Source organism: Micromonospora arida (assembly GCF_003857035.1).
Taxonomy (GTDB): domain Bacteria; phylum Actinomycetota; class Actinomycetes; order Mycobacteriales; family Micromonosporaceae; genus Micromonospora; species Micromonospora arida.
This window is the reverse complement of sequence record NZ_QGSY01000220.1, coordinates 17,036-43,833: the sequence shown is the minus strand read 5'-3', so window position 1 is coordinate 43,833 and position 26,798 is coordinate 17,036. Positions and strand designations below refer to the sequence as shown.

Genomic DNA, 26,798 nt, shown 5'->3' with positions numbered 1-26,798 from the left:
CCTCTTCACCCACCCCACGGCCCACCCCGACCACCACGCCGACGACTCCGCCCGCGCCGGGCGGCAGTTGGACGACGGGTCGGGCGTACCAGGTCGGCGACCAGGTCACCTACGGCGGAGCGACGTACCGCTGCCGGCAGGCGCACACCGCGATCCCGGGCTGGGAGCCGCCGAACGTACCGGCGCTCTGGCTCCAGGTCTGACCGCACGGGTGCGGCCCCATGGTCGCACCCGTGTCGCCGCTCTCGCGTGAACGGAGCAACCGGCATGCCCCGCCGTACCCCGCTGGCGTCCCTCGTTGCGGCTCTGCTGCTCACCGGAGCCTGCGCCGGACCGCCCACGTCGAGCCCGTCGACCCTGCCGCAGCCGGCCCCCGCGTCCCCGGCCGGGTCGGCGGCGGCCGGGTCGGCGGGTGCCGGGTCCGCGATCGAGGCGGACGCGATGAGCGGGATCGACGTGGTGTTCCTGAGCACCATGGTCGGGCACAGCGAACGCACACTGCAGATCGTCCGGCTGGCCCGGGACCGGGTGCGCGACGACGCGCTGCGCACCCTGGCCGCCGCCGTCGAGGCGACCGAGGCCGACGAACTGGCCGCCATGCGCGGCTGGTTGCCCACGACCGGGCCGGGTGCCAGCGCGACCGCACACCACCACGACGGGCACGGCGACGACGCCGCGCTCGACCGGCTGCGGACCGCGCCGGACGCGGACGTCGACCGAGTGCTGCGCGACGTGCTCGCCGACCACCAGCGATCGGCCGCCGACCTGGCCCGATCCCACGTCGGCGTCGGCCGCAACGAGCGGGTCCGCGACCTGGCCCGGCGGATCGAGCAGTCCCGGACCGCCGAGGTCGAGCTGCTCAGGGGTACGGGTACGCCCTGAGCGCGGTCACGCGGTCACGCCCTGGGTGCCCGGGTCAGCGGGGTTCCAGCTTGATGGAGACCGAGTTGACGCAGTGCCGGGTGTCCTTCGGGGTGAAGCCCTCGCCGTGGAAGACGTGCCCGAGGTGACTGTCGCAGCGGGCGCAGCGGATCTCCGTACGTGCCATGCCGAGGGTGCGGTCCTCGATCTCCTTGACCCGGCCCGGGATGGCGTCGTCGAAGCTCGGCCAGCCGCAGTGCGAGTCGAACTTCGTATCGCTGGAGAACAGCTCCAGCCCGCAGGCGCGACAGTGGTAGACCCCCTGGGTCTTCGTGTCCACGTACTCGCCCGTCCACGGGCGTTCGGTGCCGGCCTCCCGCAGGACGTGGAACTCCTCGGGGGTCAGTCGGACCCGCCACTCTTCGTCGGTACGGGGCAGCTCGTTGTCGTCAAGACTCACCCCTCAACGGTACGTCGAACGTCGGGGGCGTGGCATAAGGTCGCGGGATGGGTGGCACCAAGGCTGCGGCCGCCGAGGTCGAGGTGGCCGGGCACACCGTTCGGCTGAGCAGTCCGGACCGGGTGATCTTCCCCCAGCGGGGGTTCACCAAGGCGGACGTCTTCCACTACTACCTCGCGGTCGGCGACGGGATCATGCGCGCCCTGCGGGACCGACCGACCACCCTGCAACGCTTCCCCGAGGGCGTCGAAGGCGAGGCGTTCTTCCAGAAGCGGGTGCCCACCCGTGGGGTGCCGCCCTGGGTGACGACCGCGCAGATCACCTTCCCGAGCGGGCGGAACGCGGCGGAGCTCTGCCCGGCCGATCTGGCGCACGTGGCCTGGGCGGCGCAGATGGGCACGATCGTCTTCCACCCGTGGCCCGTGCGGGCCGCCGACGTCGACCGCCCCGACGAGCTGCGCATCGACCTGGACCCGCAGCCCGGCACCGACTTCGCCGACGCGGCGCGGGCCGCCGGCGAGGTCCGCGCGCTCCTCGACGAGCTGGGCGCGACCGGTTGGCCGAAGACCTCCGGCGGCCGGGGCGTGCACGTCTACCTGCGCATCCAACCCCGCTGGACGTTCACCGAGGTGCGCCGGGCCACCATCGCGCTGGCCCGGGAGGTGGAGCGCCGCAACCCCGACCTGGTCACCACCGCCTGGTGGAAGGAGGAGCGCGGCACCCGGGTCTTCGTCGACTTCAACCAGATGGCGCGCGACCGCACGATCGCCTGCGCGTACTCGCTGCGGGCCAACGCGCGGGCCACCGTCTCGACCCCGGTCAGTTGGGACGAGCTACCCGACGTCGACCCGGACGACTTCGACCTGCGCACCGTGCCGGCCCGGCTCGCCGAGCGAGGTGATCCGCACGCCGGCATCGACGACGCACCGTGGGACATCACCCCGCTGCTGGAGTGGGCCGAGCGCGACGCCGCCGCCGGCCAGGGCGACCTGCCGTACCCGCCGGACCACCCGAAGATGCCCGGCGAGCCCAAGCGGGTCCAGCCGAGCCGCGCCAAGCGCACCCCCGACGGCCCGTGACCGCCCCGCTGCGTCGATGGCGGGTGCGGCCTGGCTCGATCCCGACCAGCTCCCGCGCCGCAACCACCACCGACGGACGTAGGCGGAACGGCATCGACCAGGCGGGAAGGCTGCTGGGGTGTGGGGCGGGCCCTCGGCGGTCTGCCGCTCGGTGACGATCTGCCGTCGACCACTGTGGATCTTGTCGTACTAGTCTGTGCCGCATGGCCTTACGACCGGACGAGTTCTACGACCGCGCGGTCGCCGCCGCGGACGACGAGCGCCGCCTTCCCCTGGCGCGGATGACCGGGTGGGAGATCAGTCCGTTCGAGCCGGACGGACTTCGAGTGTCGCCGCTACGGCCTCCGGTGCTGCCGGAGCCGGCACGGCACGGCGAGGACCCGGCGGACTGCGATACCTGCCGCAACCGGGACGAAGGGATCTGGTTCAACGAGCGTTGGCGGTTGATCCGAATCCCGGGCGTGGGCGTCCCGCTGGCGCTCATGCTGTTGCCGCTCGATCACCACGACATGGAGGATCTCCCTGACGAGCTGGCTGCCGAGCTTGGGCTGTTGAGCACCCGGATCGTTCGTCACATCCAGGCGCTGCCGCACGTCTCGCGGGCGCACGTCCACCGCTTCGGGGATGGCGGCGCTCACCTGCACGTCTGGTTCTTCGCTCGGCCCGAGGGGCAGGCTCAGTTGTTCGGGTCGTGGCTGATCGCCTGGGACGACCTGCTGCCGGAGTACCCATCGGACGTGGCGGACGCCGACGCCGCGGCCGTCGTGGACGCGTTGATCGAGTCCCACGGAGGTCACCGGCTGTCAGACCCGGCGGATAGCTTGCCCGCATGACGAGCGCCGAGCTGGCTGAGCTGATCGTCGCGGACGCCGACGCGTTACGCGCCTGGTTGTCGGCCAACCACGCCACGTCGCCCGGCGTCTGGCTCGCGCTGACCAGAAAGGGTGGCACGGTCACGACGCTGACCTGGCAGCAGGCGGTCGACGAGGCCCTGTGCGTCGGCTGGATCGACGGTCAGGCCCGTAAGCGGGATGAGGAGTCGTCCTGGATCCGGTTCACCCCACGTCGGCCCCGTAGTGTCTGGTCCCAACGCAACGTCGCCAACGTTGCCCGGTTGGAGGAGCAGGGGCGGATTCTGCCGGCGGGCCGCGCCGCGGTGGACGCCGCGAAGTCGGACGGGCGGTGGGCGGCCGCCTACGCCCCGCCGTCGGAGGCGGAGGTGCCGGCCGACCTGCTCGCCGCCATCGCCGCCGAGCCCGCCGCCCAGGCCATGCTGGACGTGCTCACCAAGGCCAACCGGTTCGCCCTCATCCACCGCCTCAACGCGGTCAAACGGGCGGAGACCCGCGAGCGCAAGATCGGTGAATTCGTCGCCATGCTGGCCCGTCACGAGACGTTCTACCCCCAGAAGGCGAAGCCGGCACCCGAGCCGACGCTTCCACGACCAGGCAGCCGCGACCGAGACAACCGATTGACTTTCGATAGGTAACGAGCGAAACTCGTCAAGCTGCCGAACTCACCCTGAGGTCAACGGACCGTCGTGCTCGCTGCCGGCCCAGGCATCCGAGTTCGTGCCCGCTCGATGTCTGGGGCGTGCGCGACTGCCCATTCGCCGACGGCGATGACCAGTGGCAGGAGTGAGCGGCTCAGGTCGGTGAGCGCATATTCGACACGCTGCGGTGTCTGATGACGGCTGATCAGCCCGTCGCTCTCCAGGGTGCGCAGGGTGCGGGTGAGGATGCGTCGGCTCAGACCGTGAATGGTGCGGTCGAGTTCGTTGAAGCCACGGGGGCGTTCGCGGAGCACCGCGAGAACGAGAACACTCCACTTCTCGCCTACGCGACGCAGCACGTCGGTTGCGGGACACGCCGCGCGGTGGGCGAGGGTCACGGGTAGCTGCAGTGCCGGTGACATCGATGTGCCTTCTTTCGAGTGGGCCGACAAAAGCCAACGATGAAGTATGCGCACAGTGGTGATTGCGGGCGGGACACGTGGCATCGGCGGTGCCCTTGCCGACGAACTGCGGCGGGCCGGAGATCGGGTGGTCGCGATCGGCAGTGCCGACGCCGACCTCACCTCGGTCCGGGAGACCTCCGCACTGGCAGACCGGTTACCGGACAAGATCGACGTGTTGGTACTGGCGGCAGGGCGCTTCGACCAGCGGCGGATCGTCACCAGTGAGGGCTTCGAACAGACCTTCGCGATCTACGTCCTCGGGCGCTATCTGCTCGCCGAACGGCTCCGCCCGGCATTGGAACGTGCTCAGACACCGGTCATCCTCAACCTCAGCGGCACCGGCGGAATCCGGGCCGGCCGAATCCACTGGAACGATCTGCAGTTGGCCAGCGGGTACACCATGTTCAAGGCGACGATGCAGGGCGCGCGCGCCAACGACCTCCTCGGCGCCGGCTTCGCCGCGCACAACCCGCACAGCCCCATCCGATACGTGCTGTACAACCCGCTGTTTGTCGACAGCGGTATGCACCGTCAACTCCGCCAACCGATGCGCGCCCTCGTAGGGGCGTCCGCCGCGCTCCTCGGATCCTCCACCGCTAGCGCGGCCACTCTCCTGGCTGCCTTGCTGGCCGAGCCGCCGGCCGCTCGGCTGACTGCGCTGCGGCGCGGCGCGCCGGTCCCCCTCACGCGACCGGAGTTCGACCAGTCGGCGGCTGCCCGGCTCTATACGATCCTTGCCGAGCTGACCGCTGCCGCGTGAGCCGTCCTGTGGCGCCCCGGCGGCGCGCCGGTTCGGGAGGGCGGCTGCCGGTGCGGCGCAGTGGAGGCGCGACAGACCGATTGACTTTCGATAGGTAACGAGCGAAACTCGATGCATGGTTACGGAGCATCGAGCGGTTGCCGCTCTCAGAGTCTTCCTCGTGGTGCTGTTCGGGGTCCTGGTCGTGTTCCAGACCCTCTCGCTGCCCGGGCAGTTCGCGTACATGGCCCAGGAGTCCCCGGAGGACGCCTACCTCCGCTGGCCGGCCACGATCGTTGCGGTGTTCTGGGTGCTGTGCGTCCAGGTCGTCATCGTCGCGACCTGGAAGCTGCTCAGCCTGGTCAAGAGCGACCGCATCTTCACCGAGGCATCTCTCAAGTGGGTGGACGCGATCGTCTGGGCCATCGTCGCCGCGTGGGTGGTGCTGGTGGCGGTCTTCCTCTGGGTCGGGTTCAACGCGGACGACCCGGGGCTGCCGCTGCTGCTGTTCCTGCTGACGGTGGGCGTCAGCGTGCTGGGGCTCCTCATGGTGGTGATGCGGGCGCTGTTGCGGCAGGCCACCACCCTGCGGACCGACATGGAAGCGGTGATCTGATGCCCATCGTCGTCCGCATCGACGTCGAGTTGGCCAAGCGCAAGATGAGCGTCGGCGAGTTCGCCGAGCGCGTCGGGCTCACCCCCGCCAACGTGGCGGTGCTCAAGAACGGCCGCGCCAAGGCGGTCCGCTTCAGCACCCTCGAAGCGATGTGCCGAGTCCTCGACTGCCAACCCGGAGACCTGTTGGAGTGGGTCGAGGAGGAAACGCCATGAGGTACGTCCTGATCGTCGGCGTCGTCCTCTCGGTAGCGCTCGGCACCACCGTCGTGGTGCTCGGCGGGGCCGACGACTCCCCGGGACTGCAGCTCATCGGCGTCATGCTGGTGCTCTGCGCGGTGGTTTTCGGCATCCGCAACCTTCGAGGCCGCAACTAGCCGTCCCGCCCCGACCGACTCTCGGTAATAACGATCATGTAACGGGCGCGAACCTTTCCCGGTAGGTGGCCTGTCTTGATGGTCGTCGGCCCGCCAGGGCCAGGGGAGGCGTCGGATGAAGCTGGTGTGGAGGCGGGCCCGCGAGGCGCGAGGGTTGCTGGTCGCGGCGGTGATCGCTGCCCTCGTCGCCGTCGCGTTGGTCACTGGGCTGTCCGACTACAACCGTCGGGCGGTGGACGCCGGGCAGCGGGCACTGGTCGCCGCCTCGCCCGCCGAGGAGCGCGGCCTTCTGGTCAGCGGCTCGGGTGGGCGGGACGCGGCCGAGTTCGCAACCCGGGACAAGGCGGTCCGAGCCGAGTTCGCCACCGGGCTCGGCGGCGTCCCGGTCAGTGTCACCGCCGCCCGTTACGGCACCGGCCGGGAGCTGACCGGCGACCTCGGGCAGATCCCGCGTACGGCCGACGACCCGGTCTTCGCGAACCTGGCCACGCTCCCCGACCTCGCCAGCCACGCGGAGCTGACCAGCGGAGCCTGGCCCAGCCCCGGAGCGAACCCCGTCCAGGTGAGCCTGCCCGAGCGGGTCGCCGGCGCCCTCGGCCTGGCCGTCGGCGAGCGCGTCCCGGTACGCGACCGGGCCACCGAACGACGCGGGGAGTTGGTGCTCGCCGGCACCTGGCGGCCCCGCGACCCGTCGGACGCGTACTGGCTGCTGGCCCCCGGCGTGGGGGCGGGCAGTGCCAGTTCCGGCACCTCCTACGGGCCGTTCACACTCGACCCGGCCGACTTCGTGGCCACCTTCCCGGGCTCGGTGTCGGCGTCCTGGCTGGCCCAACCGGACCTCGGTGCCGTCGACACCGCCGACCTGCCCGCCGTTCGGAAAGCCCTCACCGAGGCGGTCTCGGCCGTGCCCGAGGCCGCCCAACTGGGCAGCTCCGGGCAGACGGTGACCAAGATGCCGCAATTGCTGGACCGGATCGGTCGGGCCGACCTGGTGGGTCGCTCGTCGCTGGCCACCCCGCTGCTGCTCATTCTGGTGCTCGCCGGGTATGCGCTGGTGCTGGTCGCCGCACTGCTGCACGAGGACCGCCGCCCACAGACCGCACTGCTGCGCGCCCGCGGCGCCGCCCGTCGGCAGTTGGCCGGCCTGGCCGCCCGTGAGGCGACCCTGGTGGTCGCCCCGGCCGCCGTGCTCGGTCCGCTGATCGCCGGTGAGGCGTTGCGGTACATCCGACCCGGCGGGTCGGGTGACCTTTACACCGCCGGCGGCAACACCACCCTGGTCTGGGCGGCGGCAGCGGCCACCGCGGCCGGCTGCCTCGTCGCCATGGTCCTTCCGGCGCTGCGTGGCGCCGGGACGTACGTCGCCGACATGGCGGCCCGATCCCGGCCGAACCGGGCCGCGAGCGTCCAACGCGCCAGCGTCGACCTGGTGCTCGTTGCGCTCGCCGTGCTCGCCTGGGTGCAGCTGCGCCGGTACGCGTCCCCGCTGGCCGGTTCGGGTGGCCAGCTCGGGCTCGACCCGCTGCTGATCGCCGCCCCGACGCTCGGTGTGCTGGCCGGTGCCGTGCTGGCGTTGCGGGTGCTCCCGCCGCTCACCCGGTTCGCGGAGCGGTTCGTCGACCGACGCCCCTGGACCGCCACCATGTTCGGCATGTGGCAGGCCGGCCGTCGTCCCCACGCCGGCCCGGTGCTGCTGCTCGCCCTCGCCGTCGGCGGCAGCACCCTGGCCTGGTCGCTGATCAGCACCGGCGAGCGGTCCCAGGTCGAACAGGCCGGCCACACGGTCGGCGCCGACCTCCGGGTGACCGAACGGACCGGGGGCGCCCCACCGACCCGGGCCGGTGAACTCGCCGCGCTGCCGAGCGTGGACCGGGTACTGCCGGCGTGGCGCGACGAGATCCGGGTCGGGCGGGAGAACCTGCCGGCGACCGTGATCGGTGTCGACCCAGCCAGCGCCCCGGGCGTCGTCCGGCTCGCCGACCGCCTCGGCGACGGATCGGCGGCGGAGCAGTACCGGAAGATGGTCGACGCGCGGGGAGAGCCCGCCGGCGTCGAACTGCCCGCCGGGGCGCGCGAGATCACCGGCACGATCCGTACCCCGGTGAGCAACGCCGCCCGGTCGGTGAAGGTCGCGGTGACGCTGCTGGTCACCACCCCTGACGGGCTTGCCCGGCGGCTGCCGGCGGCCAACGCCGACGGCGACGGCCGGGCCACCCCGTTCACCGCGCCACTGCCCGACCTGAGCGGGGCGCGGCTGCGGCTGGTCGGCTTCGAGGCCGACGGTGGGTTGGCCGCCGGCAACTCCTACGAGCTCCAGGTGGACGGGCTGACGGTGGTCAAGGCCGACGGCACGAAGCAACCGGCCGAACTGGGCGGCGACTGGGTCGTGACCGCCCCCGGGATGCAGCCAATGCCGGTACGGACCACCGGCGCCGGGTTCGCCGCAGCCCGCTCGGTCGACGTGATCCCCGGCGGGCAGTTCAGGTACCAGCCACCCACCCGGTTCACTGTCGTGCCGGGCGGAGACAACAAGCCCATACCGGTGTTGATGACCCCTGGGGTCATCAACGCGCTGAGCCTGCGCATCGGCGACACCGTCGACCTGACCCTCTCCGGGGCGACGCTGCCGGTGCACCTGGTCGGCGAGCTGGACTCCGTGCCGGCCACCACCGGCGAGGGCGTCCTGCTGGACCTGCCGGTCGCGGTCGACGCGATGATCCGGAGCAGCGGCGCGGTGCGACCCGTACCGGAGTGGTGGGTCGGGGCCAGCGACGCGAACGCCGCTGCCCAGGCGGCCAGAGCGCTACCCGGCGTCACGGTGCTCAACCGGGAGGCGGCCATCGAGGCGGCCGCCGACGACCCGTACTGGCGCGGCTCGCGTACCGGAATGCTCGCCGCCGCGCTCGGCGCGGTGCTCCTCGCTCTCGTCGGCCTGATGGTGGACGTCTGGGCCACCGCCCGGCGTCGGCTCGGCGAGTTCGCGGTCCTGCACACCCTCGGCGCCACGCCCCGGCTGATGGCCCGGGCGCTGCTCGCCGAACAGACGTTCCTCGCCGGCATCGGCGTGGGCGTCGGGTTGTTACTCGGCACCGCGGTCAGCGCGACGATGGCCCCACTGGTCATCCTCACCCCGGCCGCCGGCCGGCCGACACCCCCGGCGGCGTTCGTGCTGCCCTGGGTGCCGATCGGCCTGACCGCGGTCGGTCTGCTGCTGGCGGCGCTCGCCTTCAGCGCGTTCATCGCCACCGGCATCCGTCAGCGGGTGGCGGCGGTGCAGCTGCGAATCGGGGGAGAACGATGAGCGTCGGGGCGGCCGTCCGGCGGGTCCGGGCGTACGGGGGGCAGTTCCTGCTGCTGGCGGTGCTGACCCTGGTGGTCACGCTGCTGATCAGTGGAGTGCCCCGGCTGGTCAACCGGCTCGCCGAACAGGGGCTGCGAGCACAGCTCAACAGCGAGCCGGCCGCGCGCCGGGACATCTCGTACACCACCAGCGTTGAGTCCGCGACGTCGCGCCGGACGGCGATGGGCGACGCCGCCGAACGGTTCGACGCCCTGGCCGCGGAGATGCCGCCGCCGGTGCGTTCGGCAGTGACCGAGCGGTGGTACAGCGTCGAGACCGCAGCGGCCCGCGTGGTCGGACCGGACCTGGCGGCCCGCAACCTGCTGGTCGACATGGGCCTGCGGGCCATGCCCGACATACAAGGCGCGAGCACCCTCGTCGAAGGGGCGTGGCCGAGCGAGACCTACGTTCCCGACCGGCCGATCGAGGTGGCGCTCGACGTCGACGTGGCCGGCAAGCTCAACCTGCGCGCCGGCAGCCAACTGCGCATCGGCAACACCGACGACAAGGGCAGACTCACCGACGGTGCCCCGTTGGTGGTGACCGGGCTGTTCCGCCCCGTCGACCGCGCCAACGGCATCTGGGACGGGCTGCCACAGCTGCTGCGGATCATCGAACCGCAGGGCGATGGCCAGCCGTTCGTCATCGTCGGCGTCGTCGCGCAGTCGCCCCTCAACAAGCGGGCCGCCGAGGGCTGGCCGATCCAGTCCAACTGGCGGTACCGACTGGGCGTCGACCGGATCGACGCACGTGAGCTGGACCAGCTCATCGACGGCCTTCAGGTGATGCAGCGCAACCAGCCGACGGGGCTCACCCTGACCCAGGGCGCCGACGTTCCGTTGCGCGCGTTCGCCGCTCAGATCAACGCCGTCCGGACGTTGCTCGCGGTGATCGCGGCCGGCGTCCTGGCCACCCTGGCGGGGCTCATCGTGCTCGCAGCCGGTCTCGCCATCAGACGACGTCGCTCGGAGTTCGCGTTGCTGCGCGCCCGTGGCGGCGGGGCCACCGCCGGTGCCCGGCGCAGCCTCGCCGAGTCGGTGCTGGTGGTGCCGGTCGCCGCCGTGCTGGGCTGGTGGCTGGGCACCCTGGTCCCCGGTGCCCCGGATCCGACCACCCCGTACGTCATCGGCGTGACCGTGCTGGTCACGCTGGCCCTGCCGTTGGCGACACTGGCCGTACCGGCCGGCGGAGCGGGGCGCCGGGACCTGATCCGGGTGCGCCCGTCGGCCCGTCGGCTCACCGTCGAGGTCTCCCTGCTGCTCCTGGCCGGGCTCGCCGCGGTGCTGCTGCGTCGGCGTGGCCTGACCCTCGGCGAGGTGGACCCGCTGCTCGTGTCGGTGCCGGTGCTCCTCGCGATCGCGGCGGCGGTGCTGGCGCTGCGCGCGTACCCCTGGCCGTTGTTGCTGGTCAGCCGGCTGGCCGCGCGGACCCGGGGCAGCGTGGCCTTCCTCGGCACGGCCCGCGCCGGCCGAGCGGCGGTCGCCGCCCCGCTGGTCGTGGTGGTACTGGCGATCGGCACCGCGGCGTTCTGCGCGGTCGTGGCCGCCGGCGTCGACGCGAGCCGGGAGCGGGCCGCCGCGCAGATCGTGCCCGCCGACGCGGTGATCCGCGGGGAGCGCTTCGCACCCGACACCGTCGACGAGCTGGGCCGTCTGCCGGGGGTCCGGGCCGTTACCCGGGTGCTGTACCAGGACGATGAGCGGTTTGCGTCCGACGAGGTCGGCACCGACGCCTTCATCGAGCAGACGGACGTGCTGCTGGTCGACGGCTCGGGGTTGGACACCGTCGCCCGCGAATCCGAGGTGGACCTCCCGGTTCCGGCCGCGCTGCGCACCGCCGCGCCCGGCTCGGGTCCGCTGCCGGCGATCGTCTCACCGGCGGTCGCCGCGGACCTGACGAAGGCCGGGCTGGACGACTCGGCCTTCATCTCGGTGCAGGGCCAGCGGTACGAGTTCCGGGTGGCCGGCACCCAGGACCGTTTCCCGTTGCTGGCGGCGAACACCAGCCGGTTCGTGATCCTGCCCTGGCAGGCCCTGCCGACGCGTACCACCATCCCGGTGCCGACCAGCCTGCTGATCGCCGGGGACTCGCTGGACGCCGAGGCGCTGCGCGTCGCCGGCGACCAGGGGCAGGAGCGCTACCAGCGGGACGGCACGGTCACCGGTCGGGAACGGATGATCGGGGTCACGGTCGACACCCGGGCGGACGTCCGCCGTGACCTTGGCGAGGGCGGGGCGAACGGGGTGCTGGCCTTCGGTTTCGTGGCCGGCGCCGCCGGCGGCACCGTGCTCGGGCTGTTGGCCATCGCGTTCACCGTGCTGGCCGGGGCGCGTGCCCGGGGCCAGGTGCTGTCCCGGCTGCGCACCCTCGGCCTGTCCCGCCGGCAGTGGCGAGGGCTGCTGCTGGTCGAGTTGACCCCGCTGGTCGCGGTGTCGGTGCTGACCGGCGCGCTGGTCGGTGCGGTGCTGCCCCTGCTGCTCAACCCGGTGCTCGGCCTGTCCGCGTTCACCAGTGGTGTGCCGGTCCGGGTGGCTTTCGAGCCCAGCCTGGTCGCCGCTGTGCTCGCGCTCGGGGCGGTCGCCCTCGGCTTCGCGGTCGCCGTCGAGGCCCTGAACAACCGCCGGTTGCGCCTCGGAGAGGTGCTTCGGCTCGGAGAGGAGAGCTGAGATGACCGCTACCGCCCAGACTCCACTGGTGCCTGACCTGGCCGCCCTGCAACAGCGGGCCGCGCTTCGCGCCGCCGAGCGGGCCGGCGGGCAGGACCGCCTACGCGGGCACATCGTCTGCGACGGCCTGGTGCGCATCTTCAAGACCGAGGGGGTGGAGGTGGTCGCCCTGCAGGGGCTCGACCTGGTCATCGACCGGGGTGAGCTGGTGGCGATCGTCGGTGCCTCCGGTTCGGGCAAGTCGACCCTGCTCAACATCCTCTCCGGCCTGGACACCCCGACCGCCGGTATCGCGCGGGTGGCCGACTACGACCTGCTCTCGCTCTCCGCGAAGCGACGGCTGAGCTACCGCCGGCAGCTGGTCGGGTTCGTCTGGCAGCAGACCGGCCGCAACCTGCTGCCGTACCTCAGCGCCCTGGAGAACGTCGAGCTGCCGATGCAGTTGGCCGGCAAGCGCAGCCGCAGGGCCCGCCGGGAGCGGGCCCGGGAACTGCTCGACCTGGTCGGTGTGGGCTACTGCGCCGACCGGCGGCCCGGGCAGCTCAGCGGTGGCGAACAGCAGCGGGTCGCGGTGGCGGTGGCGGTGGCCAACGACCCGGAGGTGCTCTTCGCCGACGAGCCGACCGGTGAGCTGGACGAGGCGACCGGCGCGGAGGTCTTCGGGGCGCTGCGCACCATCAACGCGGAACTGGGCGTGACCATCGTGGTCGTCACCCACGACCACGCCGTGGCCACACAGGTCCGCCGGACCGTCGCGATCCGCGACGGCCGGACCGCCTCCGAGGTACGCCGGACCGCGCGGACCGACGCGGACGGCAACACCGAGCTGGTCAGCGAGGAGTACGCGGTGCTGGACCGCAACGGCCGGATGCAGCTGCCCGCCGCGTTCGTCGACGCGCTCTCGCTGAAGGAGCGGGTCCGGCTCGACCTGGAGCCGGACCATGTGCAGGTACGGCCCGGCAACCGGGCCTCGGACGAGCGGGGGGCGCGGGCATGAGCCGGCAGAACGTGGTGGTGACCGGGGCGGCCGGTCTCGGCGGTGCGCCCCCGGCGGGCCCCGACGAGGTGGTCCGGGTCAGCGGGGTCAGCCGGACCTTCGGCCGGGGTGAGCACGCCGTGCACGCGGTGCGGGACGTGTCGTTCACGGCCAACCGGGGCGAGCTGGTTGCCATCCGAGGTCGGTCCGGGGCCGGCAAGACGACGTTGCTGAACCTGATCGGTGGGCTGGACCGGCCGGACAGCGGTCAGGTGGTGGTGGCCGGGCACGAGGTGACCTCGGCCGGGGAGGCGGAGCTGCTGCGGCTGCGCCGGGGCACCGTCGGGTTCGTGTTCCAGACCTTCGGGCTGGTGCCGATCCTCTCCGCCGCCGAGAACGTGGGCGTGCCGTTGCGGCTGGCGCAGGTGCCGGCCGCGGAGCGGGAGGAGCGCGTCGCGGTGCTGCTGGAACTGGTCGGCCTGGGCGGGCACGCCGCGCAGCGCCCCTACGAACTCTCCGGTGGCCAGCAGCAGCGGGTCGCGGTGGCCCGGGCGTTGGCCAACGAGCCGGACCTGCTCATCGCCGACGAGCCAACCGGTCAGCTCGACTCGGAGACCGGCCGGTCCATCATGGATCTGCTGCGCGCGGTGGTGCACGCCCGCGGTATGACGGCCCTGGTGGCCACGCACGACCCGGCCCTGATCGACCTCGCCGACCGGGTGCTCGTCCTGCGCGACGGCCGCCTGGTCGACGGCTGACGGCCAGCGAACTGCTGCCCGACGCTGTCCCACGCCTCCCGCCTGCGGCGGGTGGGAGGCGGGTGGGCTGGGCGACTCCCACTACCCCGCCGGGCGAACGCGACGCCGGGTCAGAGCGCGAGCTTCATGCCCTCGTGGCTGGCCACGAAACCGAGGCCCAGGTAGAAGCGGTGCGCGTCCTCGCGGGACTTGTCGGTGGTGAGCTGCACCAGCGCGCAGCCACGCTCGCGAGCCTGGTCGACCGCCCAGGTCATCAGCTGTCGGCCCAGCCCCTGGCCACGCCGGTCGGAGCGGACCCGGACCGACTCGATCAGCGAGCGCTCGCTGCCGTGCCGGCCCAGGCCGGGGATGTAGGTGATCTGCAGGCAGCCGACCAGTTCGCCGGCCTGCTCGGCCACGATCAGCTGGTTACGCGGGTCCGCGTCGATGGCCGTGAACGCCCTCTCGTACGCCTCGTCGACCTCGGTAAAGTCGCGCGCCTTGCCCAGGACGTCGTCGGCGAGCAGGGCGATGACGGCGGGCAGGTCGGCCCGGACCGCCTCCCGGTAGATCACGTCGCTCATGCTGGCGATCCTGGCACAGCGAAACCGGTGAATGGGTCTGTGCCGGTTGCGGACGAGGGGCAGCATGGGGCGGCATGGAGCTAGTGCTACTGCCGTTCCGCTGGATATACCGGGCGTTGGTGTGGTTCGCGAACTCGCCCCGCACGCTGATCACCTCGTACCTGTTGATGATCGTGGTGGCCGGGGTCATCTACGGGGAGGTCGAGCAGCGCAGCCCGGCCGACGCCGTCTGGTGGGCGGTGGTGACCGCCTCCACCGTCGGATACGGCGACATCTCGCCGACCACCTGGGCAGGCCGCACGCTGGCCGCGCTGCTCATCTCGACCATGGTGCTGCTGGTCATCCCGCTGATCACCGCGCACTTCGCGAGCCGGCTCATCGTCGACGACAACGCCTTCGAGCATGAGGAGCAGGAGCAGCTCAAAGCCGACGTGCGCCGGATGCGGGCGCTGCTGGAGGAGTTGGCCACCCGGCAGGGGATCAATCTGCCCCCACTGCCGCCCACCCAGCCCGTCAGCGGGCCGGGCAGCGCTGCCCCTCCGGTGGCACGGTCAGGTCGATCAGGTAGGCGTCGACCGCGTTGGTGATGCAGGACGTCTGCGGGTAGGCGGTGTGCCCCTCGCCCTCCCAGGTCAGCACCCGACCGACACCCAGCATCGACGCGAGTCGCGGCGTCTGCTCGTACGGCGTCGCCGGGTCGCCGGTGGTGCCGACCACCACGATCGGCGGCGCGCCGTTCGCCTTCCCGGTCGGGTACGGGTCACGCCCGCCCGGCCACTCGACGCAGCTCAGCATGCCGACCGCCAACGCCGGCCCGAACAGCGGGTATTTCCCGCGCCACTCGGACTGCAACTGTCGGATCTGCTCCCGGCTCGGCTTCTCCGTCTCGTCGGCGCAGTTGATGGCCAGGTTGGCGTCGAACAGGTTCGAGTAGTGCCCGTCGTCCTCCCGGCCGGCGTACGCGTCGGCGAGCCGGAACACGTCCTTCGGGTCGCCCTCGGCGAGCTTGTCGATCGCCTGGGCCAGCTCCTGCCAGCCGGATTCGGTGTAGAGCGAGGAGATGACGGCGTAGAACACCCAGCCGGCGGTGGCCTCCCGCCCGTCGGCGCCGCGTACCGGGGAGACCTTGGCCTTGTCGATGGCCGAGGTGACCGCGGCGCGGGCGTCCGGGGCGATCGGGCAGCGGCCGGCGTTCGCCGCGCACCAGCGGGTGAAGTTGGTGAAGGCCCGTTCGAAGCCACGGGCCTGGCTCTCCGAGCCCTCGACCAGCCGCTGCTGCGGATCGACCGCACCGTCGAGCACCAGCGCCCGCACCCGCTGTGGGTAGAGCTGGGCGTACGTGGCACCGAGCAGGGTGCCGTACGAGTAGCCCAGGTAGGTGAGCTTGTCGTCGCCCACCGCGGCGCGAACCGCGTCCATGTCGCGGGCGGCCTGCTCGGTGCCGTACAACGGCAACTGGTCGCCGTAGCGGTCGCCGCAACCGCGCCCGATCCGCTGGCTCAGGCCGACGAAGCCGTCGAATGCCGACTGGCTCGCCGGATCCGGGTCGAAGCCGAAGCTGGCGTCCAGGTCGGCGTCGGAGATGCACTTCACCGGGCTGGACCGGGAAACCCCGCGCGGGTCGAAGCCGACGATGTCGAAGCGCTCGGTGATCGAGGCGGGTAACCCGCCGAACTGGGGGCCGAACGAGAGGTAGACGGCGGTGTCGACACCGGAACCGCCCGGACCGCCCGGGTTGATCACCAACGAGCCCACCCGGTCGCGCTGCTTGGTGGACCGGGCGCGCAGCAGGGCGATCTCGAAGGTCTGCCCGGCGCCCGGGCCGGCGCTCGCCCCGCCGCCGGTGCCCCAGTCACGGGGCACCGCGATCCGGGTGCACTCGTAGCGCATGTTCGGTGCGCTCCGCCCGACCAACTCGTCGGGCACCTCCGGGCAGGGCCGCCAGTTCGGTGCGCTGCCGGTCGGGGCGGCCGCGCCCTCCCCCTCGGTGCGCGGCGCGAACGCCGGCAGCGTGCAACCGGCGGTGAGCAGCGCGGCGACGCCAAAGGTGGCGAGAGTGCGACGGACCCGGCGGCTGGTCGCCATTCGAGGCTGGTCGGCGGTGCGGGTCACGTGGTCCTCCGGAATCGGGTCGACGGCCAGGCTACGCCGAGCCGGTGGCGGCTCGGTCCACGGTGGCCGTCGGGTCGCCGCGCAGCACCTGGTCCACGTCGAAGCGGATCGGCCGGTCGAGCTGGTCGTAGCGGCAGGATCGGGGGTCGCGGTCCGGGCGCCACCGAACGAACTGGGCGGTGTGCCGGAACCGTTCGCCCTCCATGGCGTCGTAGCCCACCTCGACCACCAACTCGGGGCGCACCGGCTCCCACTCCAGGTTCTTCGTGCCGGTCCACCGGCTGACCCCACCCGGGATGCGTTGACCACGCTCGTGGTCGCCGTGCACCCACGGGTGCTCGCCGCCGGTGTCCCGATAGGGCGCCAGCTCGTCGAGCAACTCGGCGCGGCGGGCCATGCTGAACGACGCGCTCACGCCCACGTGGTGCAGGACCCCGGCGTCGTCGTACAGGCCGAGCAGCAGCGAGCCCACCACCGGGCCGGACTTGTGCCAGCGGAAGCCGGCCACCACCGCGTCCGCGGTGCGGGCATGCTTGACCTTGAACATCAGTCGCTTGCCCGGCTCGTACGGCAGGTCGGCCGGCTTGACGATCAAACCGTCCAGCCCGGCGCCCTCGAAGACGTCGAACCAGCGCCGCGCGGTGTCCGGGTCGGTGGTGACCTGGGTGACGTGCACAGGCGGGCGCACCCCGGCCAGCGCTTCCACCAGCCGCTCCCGGCGGCGCGGGTAGGGCTGGTCGAGCAGGGCCTCGTCACCGATCGCCAGCAGGTCGAACGCGACGAAGTCGGCCGGGGTGGTCTCGGCCAGCATCTTCACCCGGGACGCGGCCGGGTGGACCCGCTGGGCCAGCAGCTCGAAATCCAGCCGGGGCTGGCCGCTCGGCCCGTCGCGCCGAATCACGATCAACTCCCCGTCGACCGCGCACCGCTCCGGCAACTGCCGGCGGGCCTGCTCGACCACCTCGGGGAAGTAGCGGGTCATCGACTTGCCGCCCCGGCTGGCCAACTCGACCTCGTCGCCGTCGCGGAACACGATGCACCGGAACCCGTCCCACTTGGGCTCGTAGGTCACCCCGGGCGTGGTGGGCAGTTTGGGAACGCTCTTGGCCAGCATCGGCTCGACCGGCGGGTTGATCGGCAGGTCCACGCCGACCAGTCAATCAGACGGTGCCGACAGTCGTGAGGCAGATCACCGTGGATGGCGGGGCGGCGTGTCCGCCTACGCGCCGCTCGTCCCCGCCGGGCGAATCGAATAACCCCAGGTCGGAGCTACTTTCGCGAGGTGTCCGAGTGGGTCTGTGACTGCTGCGGGCGGTGGCGGGTGAGCGTCGAGCTGATCCGGGGCCGCTACCGCTTCCGGCTGACCCGCCGCTACCCGGAGCGGTTCGGCGGCGGCCGGAACGTGCTCGGCGAGGTCGGCTCGGTACCCGAGCTGGAGGAGCTGCTGCGGCGGCGTACCCCGCTCACCCTGGCCGACCTGCGCGAGGCCGCCTGATCCGCGCGCGGCGGCGGCGTGCGGTGTGCGCGGCCGGGAACCAGCGGGTGCCAGGCCCGGTCCGCCTCCACTGAGGAGGGACGGACGGGATCGAGCCTCGGTGTCACAATGCTCCCGGCGGCCTCGTCCGGATCCCTGGCGGTGCCGAACGGTGCCGCCGGGGAGGAGACGACATGCGGTTCGAGGCCGACACCGAGATCGCCGCGGATGCCGAGCAGGTCTGGGCGGTGCTGGTCGACGTGCCCCGCTGGCCCGAATGGACGGCCTCGGTGACCCGGGCCGAGCGGGGGGAGCCGGGGCCGCTGACCGTCGGCGCCACCGCACGACTGACCCAGCCGAAGCTGCGGCCGGCGGTGTGGCGGGTCACCGAGCTGACCGAGCGGCGGGAGTTCGTCTGGGCCTCCGACGCGCCGGGTGTGCGGACCACGGGGGAGCACCGGCTGCTGCCGCTGCCCGACGGGCGTACCCGCGTCGAGCTGGTCATCAACCAGTCCGGCCCGCTGGCCGGCCTGATCGGCTGGCTGTACGGCGGGCTGTTCCGCCGCTACGTGCGGATGGAGGCCGACGGGCTCAGGCGTCGCTGCGAGCGGGGCTGACGGCCGGCTTCTCCAGCACGGCCAACGAGATGCCGTTCGGGTCCGGGCGGTGCGCGACGATCCGGTAGCCGTGCCGCTGGTACAGCCGCAGGTTGCGCGCGCTGTCCGCGCCGGTGAACAGGGTGAACCGGGCCGCCCGGCCGGCGCAGGCCCGCTCGACGGCGGTGAGCAGTTGCGCCCCTACACCCCGCCCCTGCTGGTCCGGGGCGACCGAGAGGCGGCCGACGTGCGCGGTGTCCCCGTCCAGGTGGGCCCGCACCGAACCGACCAGCCGGTGGCCCAACCGGGCGGCGAGCACGATGCTCGGGCCGGCCAGCACCGCCGCGACCTCGTCCAACGTCTCGGTCAGCGGAGGCAGGAACGGATCGGTGTAGTGCTGCGCCTCGCTGAGGTACGCGGCCCGCTGCACGGTGAGGATCTCGCCGGCGTCCACGACACCGGCCGGGACGATGCTCGCCTCTGCGTTCATCCGGGCAGCACACCACAGCCGCCGTGGCCATCGACGGGCGACCCGACCGCACCGGCCGTACCCTGGCCCGTGTCCGGTCGAGGTCGAGGGGGCAACGGTGGCCGAGCTGACGTACCCGGAGGTGGGGTCGACCCGGCGCGGGCCGCTGCCTGGCGGGTACCACCACCTGCGCCACCGGTATCCGTTGCCCGGCGGCTACTTCGACACCGCCGCCGACGCGGTGCTGAGCTGGCGGCTGCACCGCGCTGCCGGCGTCCGGATGCGCACCGACGCGCCGCGGGCCACCGACGGTGGGCTGGTGACCGCCGGCCTCGGCGTCGGCCCAGCCCGCCTCTGGGGGCCGTGCCAGGTGGTCTGGAGCGTGGACTCGCCCACGCTCGCCGGTTTCGGCTACGGCACCCTGCCCGGGCACCCGGAGCGGGGTGAGGAGGCGTTCGAGGTCGTCCGCGACGACACCGGCGCGGTCTGGTTCGAGGTCCGCGCGTTCAGCCTCCCGGACCGCTGGTTCACCCGCACCGGAGGGCCGGCGGTTCGGGCCGTGCAGCACGCGTACGCCTGGTGGCTCGGCCGTACCCTGCGTCGGCTCTGCGCCGGTCGCTGACCGCCGTGGCGCCGGCGAGACTCAGAAGCGGGCGAACGAGCGGATCGGGGCGCGCGGGCCGTACTTCGGAGCCCGGATGCCGGCCGCCTCCAACAGCAGACACACCCGGCCCCGGTGACCTCTGAACGGCTCCAGCAGGGCCATCATCCGGGCGTCGTCGCCACGCGGTTCGCCGGCGAGCGCCCAGGCCACCGTGTTCGGGATGTGGTAGTCGCCGACGCTGACCGCGTCCGGGTCCCCGTACGCGATCCGGACCACCTCGGCGGCCGTCCACGGCCCGATGCCGGGGATCGCGGTCAGCCGGCGGGTGGCGTCGGTGGCGTCGGTGCTGCGCTCCAGGCGGTCGGCCATCGCGGCGGCGCGCCGGAGCGTGTCGGCTCGGCGCTGCTCCACCCCGAACGGGTGGAACACCCAGTACGGGGCCGCGGCCACGGTGGCTGCCTCCGGCGGCAGGAGCAGCGGCTGCAACGGGCCGGGAGCTGGCTCCCGGAAGTGCCGCACCATCGCCGCGTACGCCCGGTAGGCCTCCTTGCCGGTGACCTTCTGCTCGAAGACCGCGCGCAGCAGTCGGGGGAAGACCTCCCCGGTGGCGGGCATCCGGAGGCCCTGGTGCTCCCGGGCCAGCCGGGCGACCAACGGGTGCGCCGCGGCCAGTTCGGTGAAGCCGGTCAGGTCGTCGCGCAGCCCGGCGATCCCGTCGGCGCGGGCGAGGACGTGCTCGGCGCCGGGCCCGTACCCCTCGGCGAGCAACTCGCCGCCAGCCGGTCGCAGCGCGAGCGTCGCCGGACCGTCCGGGGTGCGGGTGGCCCACCAGAAGGTGCCGGCCGCCACCCGGGCGCACGGGTCGTACGGGCTGAAGGTGAGCGCGCGGACCGAGGCGGTGAGCCGGTAGCCGACCGGCGGGTGCAGCACCCTGGTCGCGGCGGGCTCCGTGGCGGTCACCCCGCCACTGTGCCAGGCACCGAGGCGGCACTGGTAGCCGGTATACCGGTGCGCGGGCGGATCCGGCAGCAGCGGGAAGACATCATCGGTCCACCGTTGTGCCGCATTCGTGCCATCCGAACGGACAGAATTAATTGGGCGAAATAGTGCAAGACTATTATATGTGACGATTGTCGGTGGGCGGGACATCGGTCGTGTGGTTGTTTGGTGACCAGTAGGTGAAGATGCTGCTACGGGCTCACCTGCGGTGGCTATACCCGTCCGGAACGGGCAGGCCCGGGGTTGGGTGGTGGTCGGTGATGCGCGGCAGTCGCTGCGTGCGCCTCGACCCTGCCCAGCTCGTCGCGCAGCGTAACGGGGAGCTGTGGAAAGGCATGCAGTGATGGCTGCGCGAGTGAACGTCCGGTCAGAACGGCCACCCGCATGATCGCCCTAAGGATCTACCGCGCGCTGCCCCCACCTGTGCGGCGCCGACTGGTCAACCTGCTTCCCGCGCACCGACGGCTGGGGGTCGTGCGTACCCTCTCCGGGCCGCGCGGGGGCGGCACTGTCCACCCGCTGGGTGCCCGGGTGGCGGTGCCTGACGGCGGGGTCCGTACCCGGGCCGAAGTGGTCGCCACGGCCACGCCGTTGGAGGTGTGGCACCGCAACCTGACGGCGGTCACGACCGCCCTGGAGTCGGCCGGAATCGACTACCACTGCCTGCGTAACGATGACTTCCTCCGCAGCTCGGTGGCGGTTCTCGACGACCACCGTGCCGCCGTCAGTCGGCTGGTACGGTCGGCGCCCGCGCTGGAGGGCGCGCACGTCCGGGTCGTCGAGGTGCTGCCCGGCCGAGATCAGCCGGAGGCGGCGCCGGCAGAGGTGTTCCAGATCTGGTTCCCGATGACCGACGCCCGAGCGGGTGTGGTCCTCGGCGCGCAGTTCGCCTGCGAAGTCGAGTTCTGGACGCGACACGACGACGTGGTCCGCGCCCCCCGGCACAACGCGGTGATCGACGAGGCGCCCGTGGGGGCGGAGCCGGTCCGGGTCGCCGCCGCGCTGCTCAGCCACTTCGTGCCCGAGGCGGACGACCACAGGTACCGCACCCGGCGGGATCTCACCGTTCGCGCCCCCGACCGGGTGGGCTTTCCGATCGACGCCGTGTACACCTGGGTGGACGGTTCGGACCCGGAGTGGTTGAAGCGGAAGATGGCAGCACTCGGCACCCCCGATGGTCCGCTGCACGCGATCGCGGCGAACACGTCGCGCTACCACAACCGCGACGAGCTGCGGTATTCGATGCGTTCGCTGCACAGCTTCGCACCGTGGCTACGCCGGATCTTCCTGATCACCGACAGTCAGTTGCCCAGCTGGCTCGACCCGACCCACCCGATGGTCACCGTCGTGTCGCACGCCGAGCTCTTCGCCGACCTCGGCGGTCAGTCGTCGTTCAACTCCCACGCCATCGAGGCCCGGCTGCATCGCATCGACGGTCTGGCCGAACACTTCCTCTACCTCAACGACGACGTCTTCCTGGGCCGGCCACTGCTGCCGACGCACTTCTTCCACGCCAACGGGATCGCGAAGTTCTTCCTGTCACCGGCGCAGTTCGGGCTGGGTGAGGCGAAGCCGACCGACGCGCCGGTGAAGGCTGCCGGAAAGAACAACCGCCGGCACATCCAGCGGCAGTTCGGCGTCACGATCACCCAGAAGATGAAGCACACGCCGTTCGCACTCCGGCGCAGCATCATGCGCCAGATCGAGGTCACTCTGCAGGCGGACGTGACGGCGACCGCCCAGCACCGCTTCCGCCACTACGGCGACCTCTCGATCCCGTCGTCGCTGCACCAGTACTGGGCGTACCTGACCGCACAGGCGGTCCCCGGGGACATCGAGTACGAGTACGCCGACCTCGGTCATCCCTCGACGCCCGCCCGCCTCACCGAGCTGCTCGCTCGTCGGCACCGTGACGTCTTCTGCCTCAACGACACCGACTCAGACCCGAATACGTTCCAGGAGCAGGAGAGCATGCTGGCCGACTTCCTGCCGCGCTACCTGCCCTTCCCGGCCCCGTTCGAGCTGCCCGACGACGTGATCGCCGAACGCCGGAAGCTCGGGGCCACCGACCTGTGGCGACAGGCTCGCGGCGCCGACCGGCGCGGTAGGCAGTTGGACGCGCCGACGACCCCCGCACTTCGGGTCGGCCGGCATGCGGACTCGGCAGTGGTGCACAAACCCCGGGTAGGACCGCGGCTGGACGCGCCGACGCTACCCTCGGGCCGCATCGCCTCCGGCCGGCATGCCGCGCACCAGACGGAGGATCCCCGCCCGGGACCAGACCTTCCACCGCGGTAGACCCGAAGTCGAGGTTCCCGCTGAGCGGGAACCTCGACAGGGCTCCGTTCAGCGGGCCCGGTTGCGGACGCTGCCCCGCTCGAACTGACTGGCCACGGGAAAGTAGCTCTCGAGGAAGGTCATGACGATCCGGCCCTGCTCCGCCGCGTCTAGGTGACCGTGGTGAGTGTCGTTCAGGCAGAACGAGTCGTAACTCCGGGTCGTCATGATCTGGGTCAGCTGCGGGTGCTCCGACGGCTCGCCGGTGTTGACGTAGCTCATCCGGATGCTGCCCGGCACGGACCGCCCGGTGAGGTAGCCGACGTAGTGGTGCAGCGAGGACGCGACCGAGACGTCCGAGTGGGACCGTAGCTGGGACGTGGCGGTGAGCTTCACGTCGTCGGGGAACTGCCGATCCAGGTCGTTGGCGACGCTGCGGGTCATCGCGTATGGCGCGTGCAGCAGGCCATGGGTCAGCGTACGACCGAACGCGCTCCGGATCAGCTGGCGGTTGTTCTTGGCCGCGCTGAAGTTGTAGTCGTCGTCCGCCGCGACGTCGAGCATCGGGATCGGTGTCGGCGACAGGAAGAACTTCGCCAGGCCGGTCGGGTCGAAGAACAGCGTCTGCCGGACCGGGCGGCCCAGGAAGAAGTCGTCGTTGAAGTAGATGAAGTGCTCGGCGAGGCCGTCGATGTGGTGCAGTTGCGACTCGATGGCGTGTGAGTTGAACGTCGGCAGGGTGCCGCGTCCCCCGAACAGCTCGCGGTGGTCGACGACGGAGACCCGGGGGTGGTCGGTGTCGAGCCAGGTCGGGGTCTGCCCCGCCGTCACCACGTAGATGTTGCGGACCCACGGCGCGTACATGTCGATGGAGCGCAGCGAGTAGCGCAGTTCGTCGCGGTCCCGGAAACGAGCTGATCCGTCCGCCGCAGCGAGTGGCTCCCGCCCCAGCTCCGCGAGGACCCGGTCCTTGGCCGCGCGCCACTGCGGGTCGTCGCCGTCCACCCAGGTGTAGACGACGTCGACCGGGAAGTCCAGATCGGATACGAGTCGGTGGGTGAAGGGCTCGATGGTGGGATGCTCCCGACCCCGCACGGTCAGGGTGGCCGGTGTCATGGCCGCCACCGGGACGCTGGGGCCGACCAGCGTGGGACGAGTGGCGACCAGCGCCGAGCCGTCCTGGGACGGGGTCCAGAACTCGACGTCACAGCCGAGCGCTGGCCCGTACCGGAGGGTCCGCGACGACGACACCACCGGCCGGAACAGCCGCAGGCCGATGGCCTCGGCGGCCTGACTCTCGCTGGTGAGGCACGCGGCGAGGGTCACGGCCGTGACCTTGGCGCCCGTGGTGAGGGTCTCGGCGTAGAAGGGCGCGGCGGAGAACTCCTCCGCGAAGGCGGCGAAGACCGCGTCACGATGCTCCGGGGCGACCACCACCCGGTATCGGACGCCGTGGTCGCGCGCCACCCAGTAGGAGATGCCGTGGCGCCAGAGGAGATCGGTCACCGCTGTGAAGTTTTCGTGGGCGGCGTCGGCGGGTGTCAGGTTGTCCCGGACGACGCTGAGGCGACCGCCGGAGCGGACCAGCCCAGAGACGGCCTCTTGGATGCGCTCCTCGACGGTCGCCACGTCCAACCCGCTCGTGACCTGAGCGGGACGGGGAGCGGCGGGAGCGAAGCCGGCTCCGCCGGTGCGCCCGATCCACGCCGCGAGCCGGTCGGCACGCGCCTGCTCGCCCTCGGCCCGCCCCGCGATCAGGTCCGCGTAGAGCTGTTCCCAGCGGTGCATGATCGGATCGATGCGGTAGTCCTCGGCGGCGCGCAGGGCACTGGCACCGAAGTCCTCCCGCAGCCGATCATCCGCGATGAGCTTCATCATCGCGTCGGCCAGACCGTCGATGTCGCCCGAGCTGACCAGGAAGCCATTCGCGCCGTGGGTGATGATCTCGGCCGGGCCGGTCTGGATGTCGTACGCCACCGCCGGCACGCCGGCCGCGAACGCCTCCAGCAGCACCAACGGCAGTGCCTCACCGTCGCGCGAGGAGAGCAGCGCGATGCTGGTCTTCGACCACTCCTCGACCATCCGGTTGGTCGGTCCGAGCACCTGCACGTTGTCGCTCAGGCCGAGGTCGGCGGCGAGGCCGCGCATCTCCCCGAGCAGCGGGCCGTCGCCGAAGATCCGCAGCGTCCACTCCGGATAGGCGTCGGCGACTGTGCGGAAGGCGCGGATGGCGTGGTCGATGCGCTTCTCCGGCACCATCCGGCCCGCCACGCTCACCACCGGGTTGCGGAGGGTGGACCGAGGACGGAACCCGTCGGGGATGCTGTTCTGGATGACCTCGATCCGCGGGCAGGACGAGGCGAAGGTGTCGACGAACCAGTCCCGGGTGCGGTCGGTCAGCACCACCAGCGCGTCCAGTCGCGGGGCGAACTGGAACAGCGGCTCGCCGGTTCCGCCCCGCAACTGCGACGGCCGGTGCTCCTGGTGCACCGTGACCACGGAGGGCGGCGCCAGTGTGGTGGCCATGGCCATCAGCGCCGGCGAGGAGGAGACGAGCACGTCGGTGTCGAGCGACCGCAGCGCCCGGTCGATCTCCAGGTCGGCCAGGCGACTGCCCTGCTTCTCCCACCGGGCCGGCATCAACCGGCTCGGGCTGCGGTACAGCGCCGCGTACGCCTCGTCGTCGACGTTCGTCGGGCGGATCGGCCGCGGGGCCGGGCCGGTCAGGTCGACGAGGTACCGCATCCGTACCCGCTCGTCGGCCTGGAAGAAGCCCTCGTCGCTGGTGCGGTAGACGCTGATCACTTCGACCGTGTGACGTCGCGCGAGGTGGTCGGCCTGCGTGAGGATGGCGCGCTCCGTGCCGCCCATGGCATCGGCGGTCAGCAGGAGAAATGTGATCTTCAACTCGGGGTCCCCGTGAAACGTGTGAAGCGGAGGCAGGCCACCGCCAAATTGCCGGCTGGGGTGTAGTACGGGCGGTAACCAGCGAACTGGTCGCCGTCGAGCGGCAGAACGGCCCGGCTGACGCGGAGGACCGTACGCGGGTCGGTGAGGTCGTGCAGGAACCGACCGAGCCGGACCACGCGGGTGGCGGAGGTGCGCACCCACGCTTCCCAGATGACCTCCTCGCCCAGATGGTCCGGCGCCAGGTCGGCGAGGGGTACGACGAACTCGAAGTCGTCGCCGACCAGCGTGATGGGCACGACCACGTCGGTGCCACCGCCCCGCGGCGTGAAGACGATCGCCGGAGCGTCCTGCGCCCGTACGCCGACGAGCCGGGCCCGGATCCGGGCCTCAGCGTGGCCGGTCGCGAGCTGGACCACCTCGGCCCTGGCGCGCGCGCCGGTGACGGTGAGCTGTGCGAGCCCGTCGCCGCTGCGCCCCGGCCGGTACGACCAGCCGGACACCGGGTGCGGCGGGTTGCCCACTGTCGGTCCGTCCCGATCCGGGGTCTCCTCGACCGTCAGGGAGAAGCGACGTTCACCCGCCGGGCCGGCGTCCACCGCCAGCCCCATCGACCAGGTGCCTTTGCCCAGCGCAATCTCGTCGGTGGAGTCACCGAGACGGGCCACCGCCTCCACGGCGAGCCGACCGGCCTCCCGCCCGACCCTCGCCGGGCAGCGGAGCGTTTCGCCGTCGCGGACGAAGAAGATTGCGGCCCGGTCGGTCGGTTCGGTGTCGGCCGGCAGCACCGCGTGCACGTGCAGCGTGCGCCCGTCGAGGACGGCGAAGAAGTCGCAGTCGGCCGGCGGCAGCCCAGCCACCGGGTCGTGCCGCAGGCGGGTGACCCGCTCGACGAGCCGGTCGGTGACCAGACCGGCGCGACGGCGGGCACCGTGCATCGCCTGAAGCAGGCGGGGTTGTGCCATCCGGT

General features: G+C 72.1%; 27 protein-coding genes. 18 read left to right on the top strand and 9 right to left on the bottom strand.

The genetic code is table 11. The annotated features are described in order from the left end of the window. Window positions 1-203: carbohydrate-binding protein (locus tag DLJ58_RS21585; protein WP_341869916.1), on the top strand; the 203-nt coding region annotated here is incomplete at its 5' end. Window positions 204-267: 64 nt separating this feature from the next. Further along, window positions 268-882, top strand: a complete 615-nt coding sequence (locus tag DLJ58_RS21580; protein WP_124858818.1) for a DUF305 domain-containing protein — start codon at window positions 268-270, stop codon at window positions 880-882. A 34-nt stretch (window positions 883-916) separates the two neighbouring features. Here the strand turns inward: DLJ58_RS21580 and msrB are convergent, their stop codons facing one another. Next, window positions 917-1,321, bottom strand: coding sequence for a peptide-methionine (R)-S-oxide reductase MsrB (gene msrB, locus DLJ58_RS21575; RefSeq protein ID WP_091400676.1), 405 nt, complete (start codon window positions 1,319-1,321; stop codon window positions 917-919). 47 nt (window positions 1,322-1,368) lie between these two features. On the opposite strand from msrB, the gene ligD reads away from it, so the two are divergent. The 3 genes from ligD to DLJ58_RS21560 all read left to right on the top strand — a co-directional run bounded on the left by ligD (window position 1,369) and on the right by DLJ58_RS21560 (window position 3,889). Further along, window positions 1,369-2,400: a non-homologous end-joining DNA ligase gene (gene ligD / locus DLJ58_RS21570; RefSeq protein WP_124858817.1), complete on the top strand. Its 1,032-nt coding sequence runs from the start codon at window positions 1,369-1,371 to the stop codon at window positions 2,398-2,400. A 203-nt stretch (window positions 2,401-2,603) separates the two neighbouring features. Continuing rightward, complete coding sequence (locus tag DLJ58_RS21565) at window positions 2,604-3,233, top strand: HIT family protein (RefSeq protein WP_124858816.1); 630 nt, start codon at window positions 2,604-2,606, stop codon at window positions 3,231-3,233. Beyond that, window positions 3,230-3,889 (top strand): YdeI/OmpD-associated family protein, encoded by a 660-nt coding sequence (locus DLJ58_RS21560; protein ID WP_124858815.1) that lies wholly within the window; start codon window positions 3,230-3,232, stop codon window positions 3,887-3,889. Before DLJ58_RS21565 ends, DLJ58_RS21560 begins: the two co-directional genes overlap by 4 nt. 38 nt (window positions 3,890-3,927) lie before the next feature. Here the strand turns inward: DLJ58_RS21560 and DLJ58_RS21555 are convergent, their stop codons facing one another. Next, the gene (locus DLJ58_RS21555) at window positions 3,928-4,314 is read right to left on the bottom strand and encodes a winged helix-turn-helix transcriptional regulator (RefSeq protein ID WP_124858814.1); all 387 of its coding nucleotides are present in this window, start codon (window positions 4,312-4,314) and stop codon (window positions 3,928-3,930) included. 46 nt (window positions 4,315-4,360) lie between these two features. Between DLJ58_RS21555 and DLJ58_RS21550 the strand changes: the two genes are divergently transcribed. From DLJ58_RS21550 to DLJ58_RS21520, 8 genes are all read left to right on the top strand, one after another. Beyond that, window positions 4,361-5,116: a Rossmann-fold NAD(P)-binding domain-containing protein gene (locus DLJ58_RS21550; protein WP_124858813.1), complete on the top strand. Its 756-nt coding sequence runs from the start codon at window positions 4,361-4,363 to the stop codon at window positions 5,114-5,116. A 115-nt stretch (window positions 5,117-5,231) separates the two neighbouring features. Continuing rightward, the gene (locus tag DLJ58_RS21545; RefSeq protein WP_124858812.1) at window positions 5,232-5,711 is read left to right on the top strand and encodes a DUF2975 domain-containing protein; all 480 of its coding nucleotides are present in this window, start codon (window positions 5,232-5,234) and stop codon (window positions 5,709-5,711) included. Next, a complete protein-coding gene (locus DLJ58_RS21540) occupies window positions 5,711-5,926 on the top strand; it encodes a helix-turn-helix domain-containing protein (RefSeq protein ID WP_030336216.1) in 216 nt (71 codons plus the stop codon). Before DLJ58_RS21545 ends, DLJ58_RS21540 begins: the two co-directional genes overlap by 1 nt. Continuing rightward, window positions 5,923-6,087, top strand: a complete 165-nt coding sequence (locus DLJ58_RS34110; RefSeq protein WP_167493726.1) for a hypothetical protein — start codon at window positions 5,923-5,925, stop codon at window positions 6,085-6,087. The genes DLJ58_RS21540 and DLJ58_RS34110 overlap by 4 nt, the downstream gene beginning before the upstream one ends. A 115-nt stretch (window positions 6,088-6,202) precedes the next feature. Then, complete coding sequence (locus tag DLJ58_RS21535; protein ID WP_124858811.1) at window positions 6,203-9,388, top strand: ABC transporter permease; 3,186 nt, start codon at window positions 6,203-6,205, stop codon at window positions 9,386-9,388. Continuing rightward, the gene (locus DLJ58_RS21530) at window positions 9,385-12,093 is read left to right on the top strand and encodes an FtsX-like permease family protein (RefSeq protein WP_124858810.1); all 2,709 of its coding nucleotides are present in this window, start codon (window positions 9,385-9,387) and stop codon (window positions 12,091-12,093) included. Before DLJ58_RS21535 ends, DLJ58_RS21530 begins: the two co-directional genes overlap by 4 nt. A gap of 1 nt (window position 12,094) precedes the next feature. After that, window positions 12,095-13,090, top strand: coding sequence for an ABC transporter ATP-binding protein (locus DLJ58_RS21525; protein WP_124858809.1), 996 nt, complete (start codon window positions 12,095-12,097; stop codon window positions 13,088-13,090). Further along, window positions 13,087-13,827, top strand: a complete 741-nt coding sequence (locus tag DLJ58_RS21520; protein WP_244219070.1) for an ABC transporter ATP-binding protein — start codon at window positions 13,087-13,089, stop codon at window positions 13,825-13,827. The genes DLJ58_RS21525 and DLJ58_RS21520 overlap by 4 nt, the downstream gene beginning before the upstream one ends. 110 nt (window positions 13,828-13,937) lie before the next feature. Here the strand turns inward: DLJ58_RS21520 and DLJ58_RS21515 are convergent, their stop codons facing one another. Continuing rightward, window positions 13,938-14,390 (bottom strand): GNAT family N-acetyltransferase, encoded by a 453-nt coding sequence (locus tag DLJ58_RS21515; RefSeq protein WP_124858808.1) that lies wholly within the window; start codon window positions 14,388-14,390, stop codon window positions 13,938-13,940. A gap of 74 nt (window positions 14,391-14,464) precedes the next feature. On the opposite strand from DLJ58_RS21515, the gene DLJ58_RS21510 reads away from it, so the two are divergent. Then, the gene (locus tag DLJ58_RS21510; RefSeq protein ID WP_124858807.1) at window positions 14,465-14,977 is read left to right on the top strand and encodes a potassium channel family protein; all 513 of its coding nucleotides are present in this window, start codon (window positions 14,465-14,467) and stop codon (window positions 14,975-14,977) included. On the opposite strand, the gene DLJ58_RS21505 is transcribed toward DLJ58_RS21510, so the two are convergent. Next, the gene (locus DLJ58_RS21505) at window positions 14,904-16,475 is read right to left on the bottom strand and encodes an alpha/beta hydrolase (protein ID WP_124858820.1); all 1,572 of its coding nucleotides are present in this window, start codon (window positions 16,473-16,475) and stop codon (window positions 14,904-14,906) included. The genes DLJ58_RS21510 and DLJ58_RS21505 overlap by 74 nt on opposite strands. A 58-nt stretch (window positions 16,476-16,533) precedes the next feature. Then, a complete protein-coding gene (locus DLJ58_RS21500; protein WP_112584960.1) occupies window positions 16,534-17,649 on the bottom strand; it encodes an ATP-dependent DNA ligase in 1,116 nt (371 codons plus the stop codon). Between the two features lie 135 nt (window positions 17,650-17,784). On the opposite strand from DLJ58_RS21500, the gene DLJ58_RS21495 reads away from it, so the two are divergent. Both DLJ58_RS21495 and DLJ58_RS21490 read left to right on the top strand, forming a co-directional pair. Then, the gene (locus DLJ58_RS21495) at window positions 17,785-17,997 is read left to right on the top strand and encodes a hypothetical protein (RefSeq protein WP_124858806.1); all 213 of its coding nucleotides are present in this window, start codon (window positions 17,785-17,787) and stop codon (window positions 17,995-17,997) included. A gap of 173 nt (window positions 17,998-18,170) precedes the next feature. After that, entirely contained in the window at window positions 18,171-18,593 is a 423-nt protein-coding gene (locus DLJ58_RS21490) for an SRPBCC family protein (protein WP_124858805.1), read from the top strand. Here the strand turns inward: DLJ58_RS21490 and DLJ58_RS21485 are convergent. Beyond that, window positions 18,568-19,062: a GNAT family N-acetyltransferase gene (locus DLJ58_RS21485; protein ID WP_124858804.1), complete on the bottom strand. Its 495-nt coding sequence runs from the start codon at window positions 19,060-19,062 to the stop codon at window positions 18,568-18,570. The two genes, DLJ58_RS21490 and DLJ58_RS21485, sit on opposite strands and share 26 nt — an antisense overlap. Before the next feature lie 97 nt (window positions 19,063-19,159). Between DLJ58_RS21485 and DLJ58_RS21480 the strand changes: the two genes are divergently transcribed. Further along, complete coding sequence (locus DLJ58_RS21480; protein WP_244219069.1) at window positions 19,160-19,663, top strand: DUF1990 family protein; 504 nt, start codon at window positions 19,160-19,162, stop codon at window positions 19,661-19,663. 21 nt (window positions 19,664-19,684) lie between these two features. Here the strand turns inward: DLJ58_RS21480 and DLJ58_RS21475 are convergent, their stop codons facing one another. Beyond that, complete coding sequence (locus DLJ58_RS21475; RefSeq protein WP_124858802.1) at window positions 19,685-20,605, bottom strand: DNA-3-methyladenine glycosylase family protein; 921 nt, start codon at window positions 20,603-20,605, stop codon at window positions 19,685-19,687. A 423-nt stretch (window positions 20,606-21,028) separates the two neighbouring features. On the opposite strand from DLJ58_RS21475, the gene DLJ58_RS21470 reads away from it, so the two are divergent. Further along, the gene (locus DLJ58_RS21470; RefSeq protein WP_124858801.1) at window positions 21,029-22,942 is read left to right on the top strand and encodes a stealth family protein; all 1,914 of its coding nucleotides are present in this window, start codon (window positions 21,029-21,031) and stop codon (window positions 22,940-22,942) included. A 48-nt stretch (window positions 22,943-22,990) separates the two neighbouring features. Here the strand turns inward: DLJ58_RS21470 and DLJ58_RS21465 are convergent, their stop codons facing one another. Together DLJ58_RS21465 and DLJ58_RS21460 are read right to left on the bottom strand one after the other, a co-directional pair. Beyond that, window positions 22,991-25,828 carry a stealth conserved region 3 domain-containing protein gene (locus tag DLJ58_RS21465; RefSeq protein WP_124858800.1) on the bottom strand — a complete coding sequence of 946 codons (2,838 nt, stop codon included), beginning with the start codon at window positions 25,826-25,828 and terminating at the stop codon, window positions 22,991-22,993. Next, window positions 25,825-26,793 carry a hypothetical protein gene (locus DLJ58_RS21460; protein WP_124858799.1) on the bottom strand — a complete coding sequence of 323 codons (969 nt, stop codon included), beginning with the start codon at window positions 26,791-26,793 and terminating at the stop codon, window positions 25,825-25,827. The genes DLJ58_RS21465 and DLJ58_RS21460 overlap by 4 nt, the downstream gene beginning before the upstream one ends. Window positions 26,794-26,798 lie beyond the last annotated feature (5 nt).

Excerpts from the sequence above, each read along its gene's own strand:
- DLJ58_RS21490 (WP_124858805.1), top strand. The coding sequence starts at position 18,171 with ATGCGGTTCGAGGCCGACACCGAGATCGCCGCGGATGCCGAGCAGGTC.
- DLJ58_RS21530 (WP_124858810.1), top strand. The coding sequence starts at position 9,385 with ATGAGCGTCGGGGCGGCCGTCCGGCGGGTCCGGGCGTACGGGGGGCAG.
- DLJ58_RS21580 (WP_124858818.1), top strand. The coding sequence starts at position 268 with ATGCCCCGCCGTACCCCGCTGGCGTCCCTCGTTGCGGCTCTGCTGCTC.
- DLJ58_RS21470 (WP_124858801.1), top strand. The coding sequence starts at position 21,029 with ATGATCGCCCTAAGGATCTACCGCGCGCTGCCCCCACCTGTGCGGCGC.
- DLJ58_RS21510 (WP_124858807.1), top strand. The coding sequence starts at position 14,465 with ATGGAGCTAGTGCTACTGCCGTTCCGCTGGATATACCGGGCGTTGGTG.
- DLJ58_RS21485 (WP_124858804.1), bottom strand. The coding sequence starts at position 19,062 with ATGAACGCAGAGGCGAGCATCGTCCCGGCCGGTGTCGTGGACGCCGGC.
- DLJ58_RS21460 (WP_124858799.1), bottom strand. The coding sequence starts at position 26,793 with ATGGCACAACCCCGCCTGCTTCAGGCGATGCACGGTGCCCGCCGTCGC.
- DLJ58_RS21520 (WP_244219070.1), top strand. The coding sequence starts at position 13,087 with ATGAGCCGGCAGAACGTGGTGGTGACCGGGGCGGCCGGTCTCGGCGGT.
- DLJ58_RS21525 (WP_124858809.1), top strand. The coding sequence starts at position 12,095 with ATGACCGCTACCGCCCAGACTCCACTGGTGCCTGACCTGGCCGCCCTG.
- DLJ58_RS34110 (WP_167493726.1), top strand. The coding sequence starts at position 5,923 with ATGAGGTACGTCCTGATCGTCGGCGTCGTCCTCTCGGTAGCGCTCGGC.
- DLJ58_RS21560 (WP_124858815.1), top strand. The coding sequence starts at position 3,230 with ATGACGAGCGCCGAGCTGGCTGAGCTGATCGTCGCGGACGCCGACGCG.
- ligD (WP_124858817.1), top strand. The coding sequence starts at position 1,369 with ATGGGTGGCACCAAGGCTGCGGCCGCCGAGGTCGAGGTGGCCGGGCAC.
- DLJ58_RS21515 (WP_124858808.1), bottom strand. The coding sequence starts at position 14,390 with ATGAGCGACGTGATCTACCGGGAGGCGGTCCGGGCCGACCTGCCCGCC.
- DLJ58_RS21505 (WP_124858820.1), bottom strand. The coding sequence starts at position 16,475 with ATGGCGACCAGCCGCCGGGTCCGTCGCACTCTCGCCACCTTTGGCGTC.
- DLJ58_RS21565 (WP_124858816.1), top strand. The coding sequence starts at position 2,604 with ATGGCCTTACGACCGGACGAGTTCTACGACCGCGCGGTCGCCGCCGCG.
- DLJ58_RS21540 (WP_030336216.1), top strand. The coding sequence starts at position 5,711 with ATGCCCATCGTCGTCCGCATCGACGTCGAGTTGGCCAAGCGCAAGATG.
- DLJ58_RS21535 (WP_124858811.1), top strand. The coding sequence starts at position 6,203 with ATGAAGCTGGTGTGGAGGCGGGCCCGCGAGGCGCGAGGGTTGCTGGTC.
- DLJ58_RS21550 (WP_124858813.1), top strand. The coding sequence starts at position 4,361 with ATGCGCACAGTGGTGATTGCGGGCGGGACACGTGGCATCGGCGGTGCC.
- DLJ58_RS21555 (WP_124858814.1), bottom strand. The coding sequence starts at position 4,314 with ATGTCACCGGCACTGCAGCTACCCGTGACCCTCGCCCACCGCGCGGCG.
- DLJ58_RS21545 (WP_124858812.1), top strand. The coding sequence starts at position 5,232 with ATGGTTACGGAGCATCGAGCGGTTGCCGCTCTCAGAGTCTTCCTCGTG.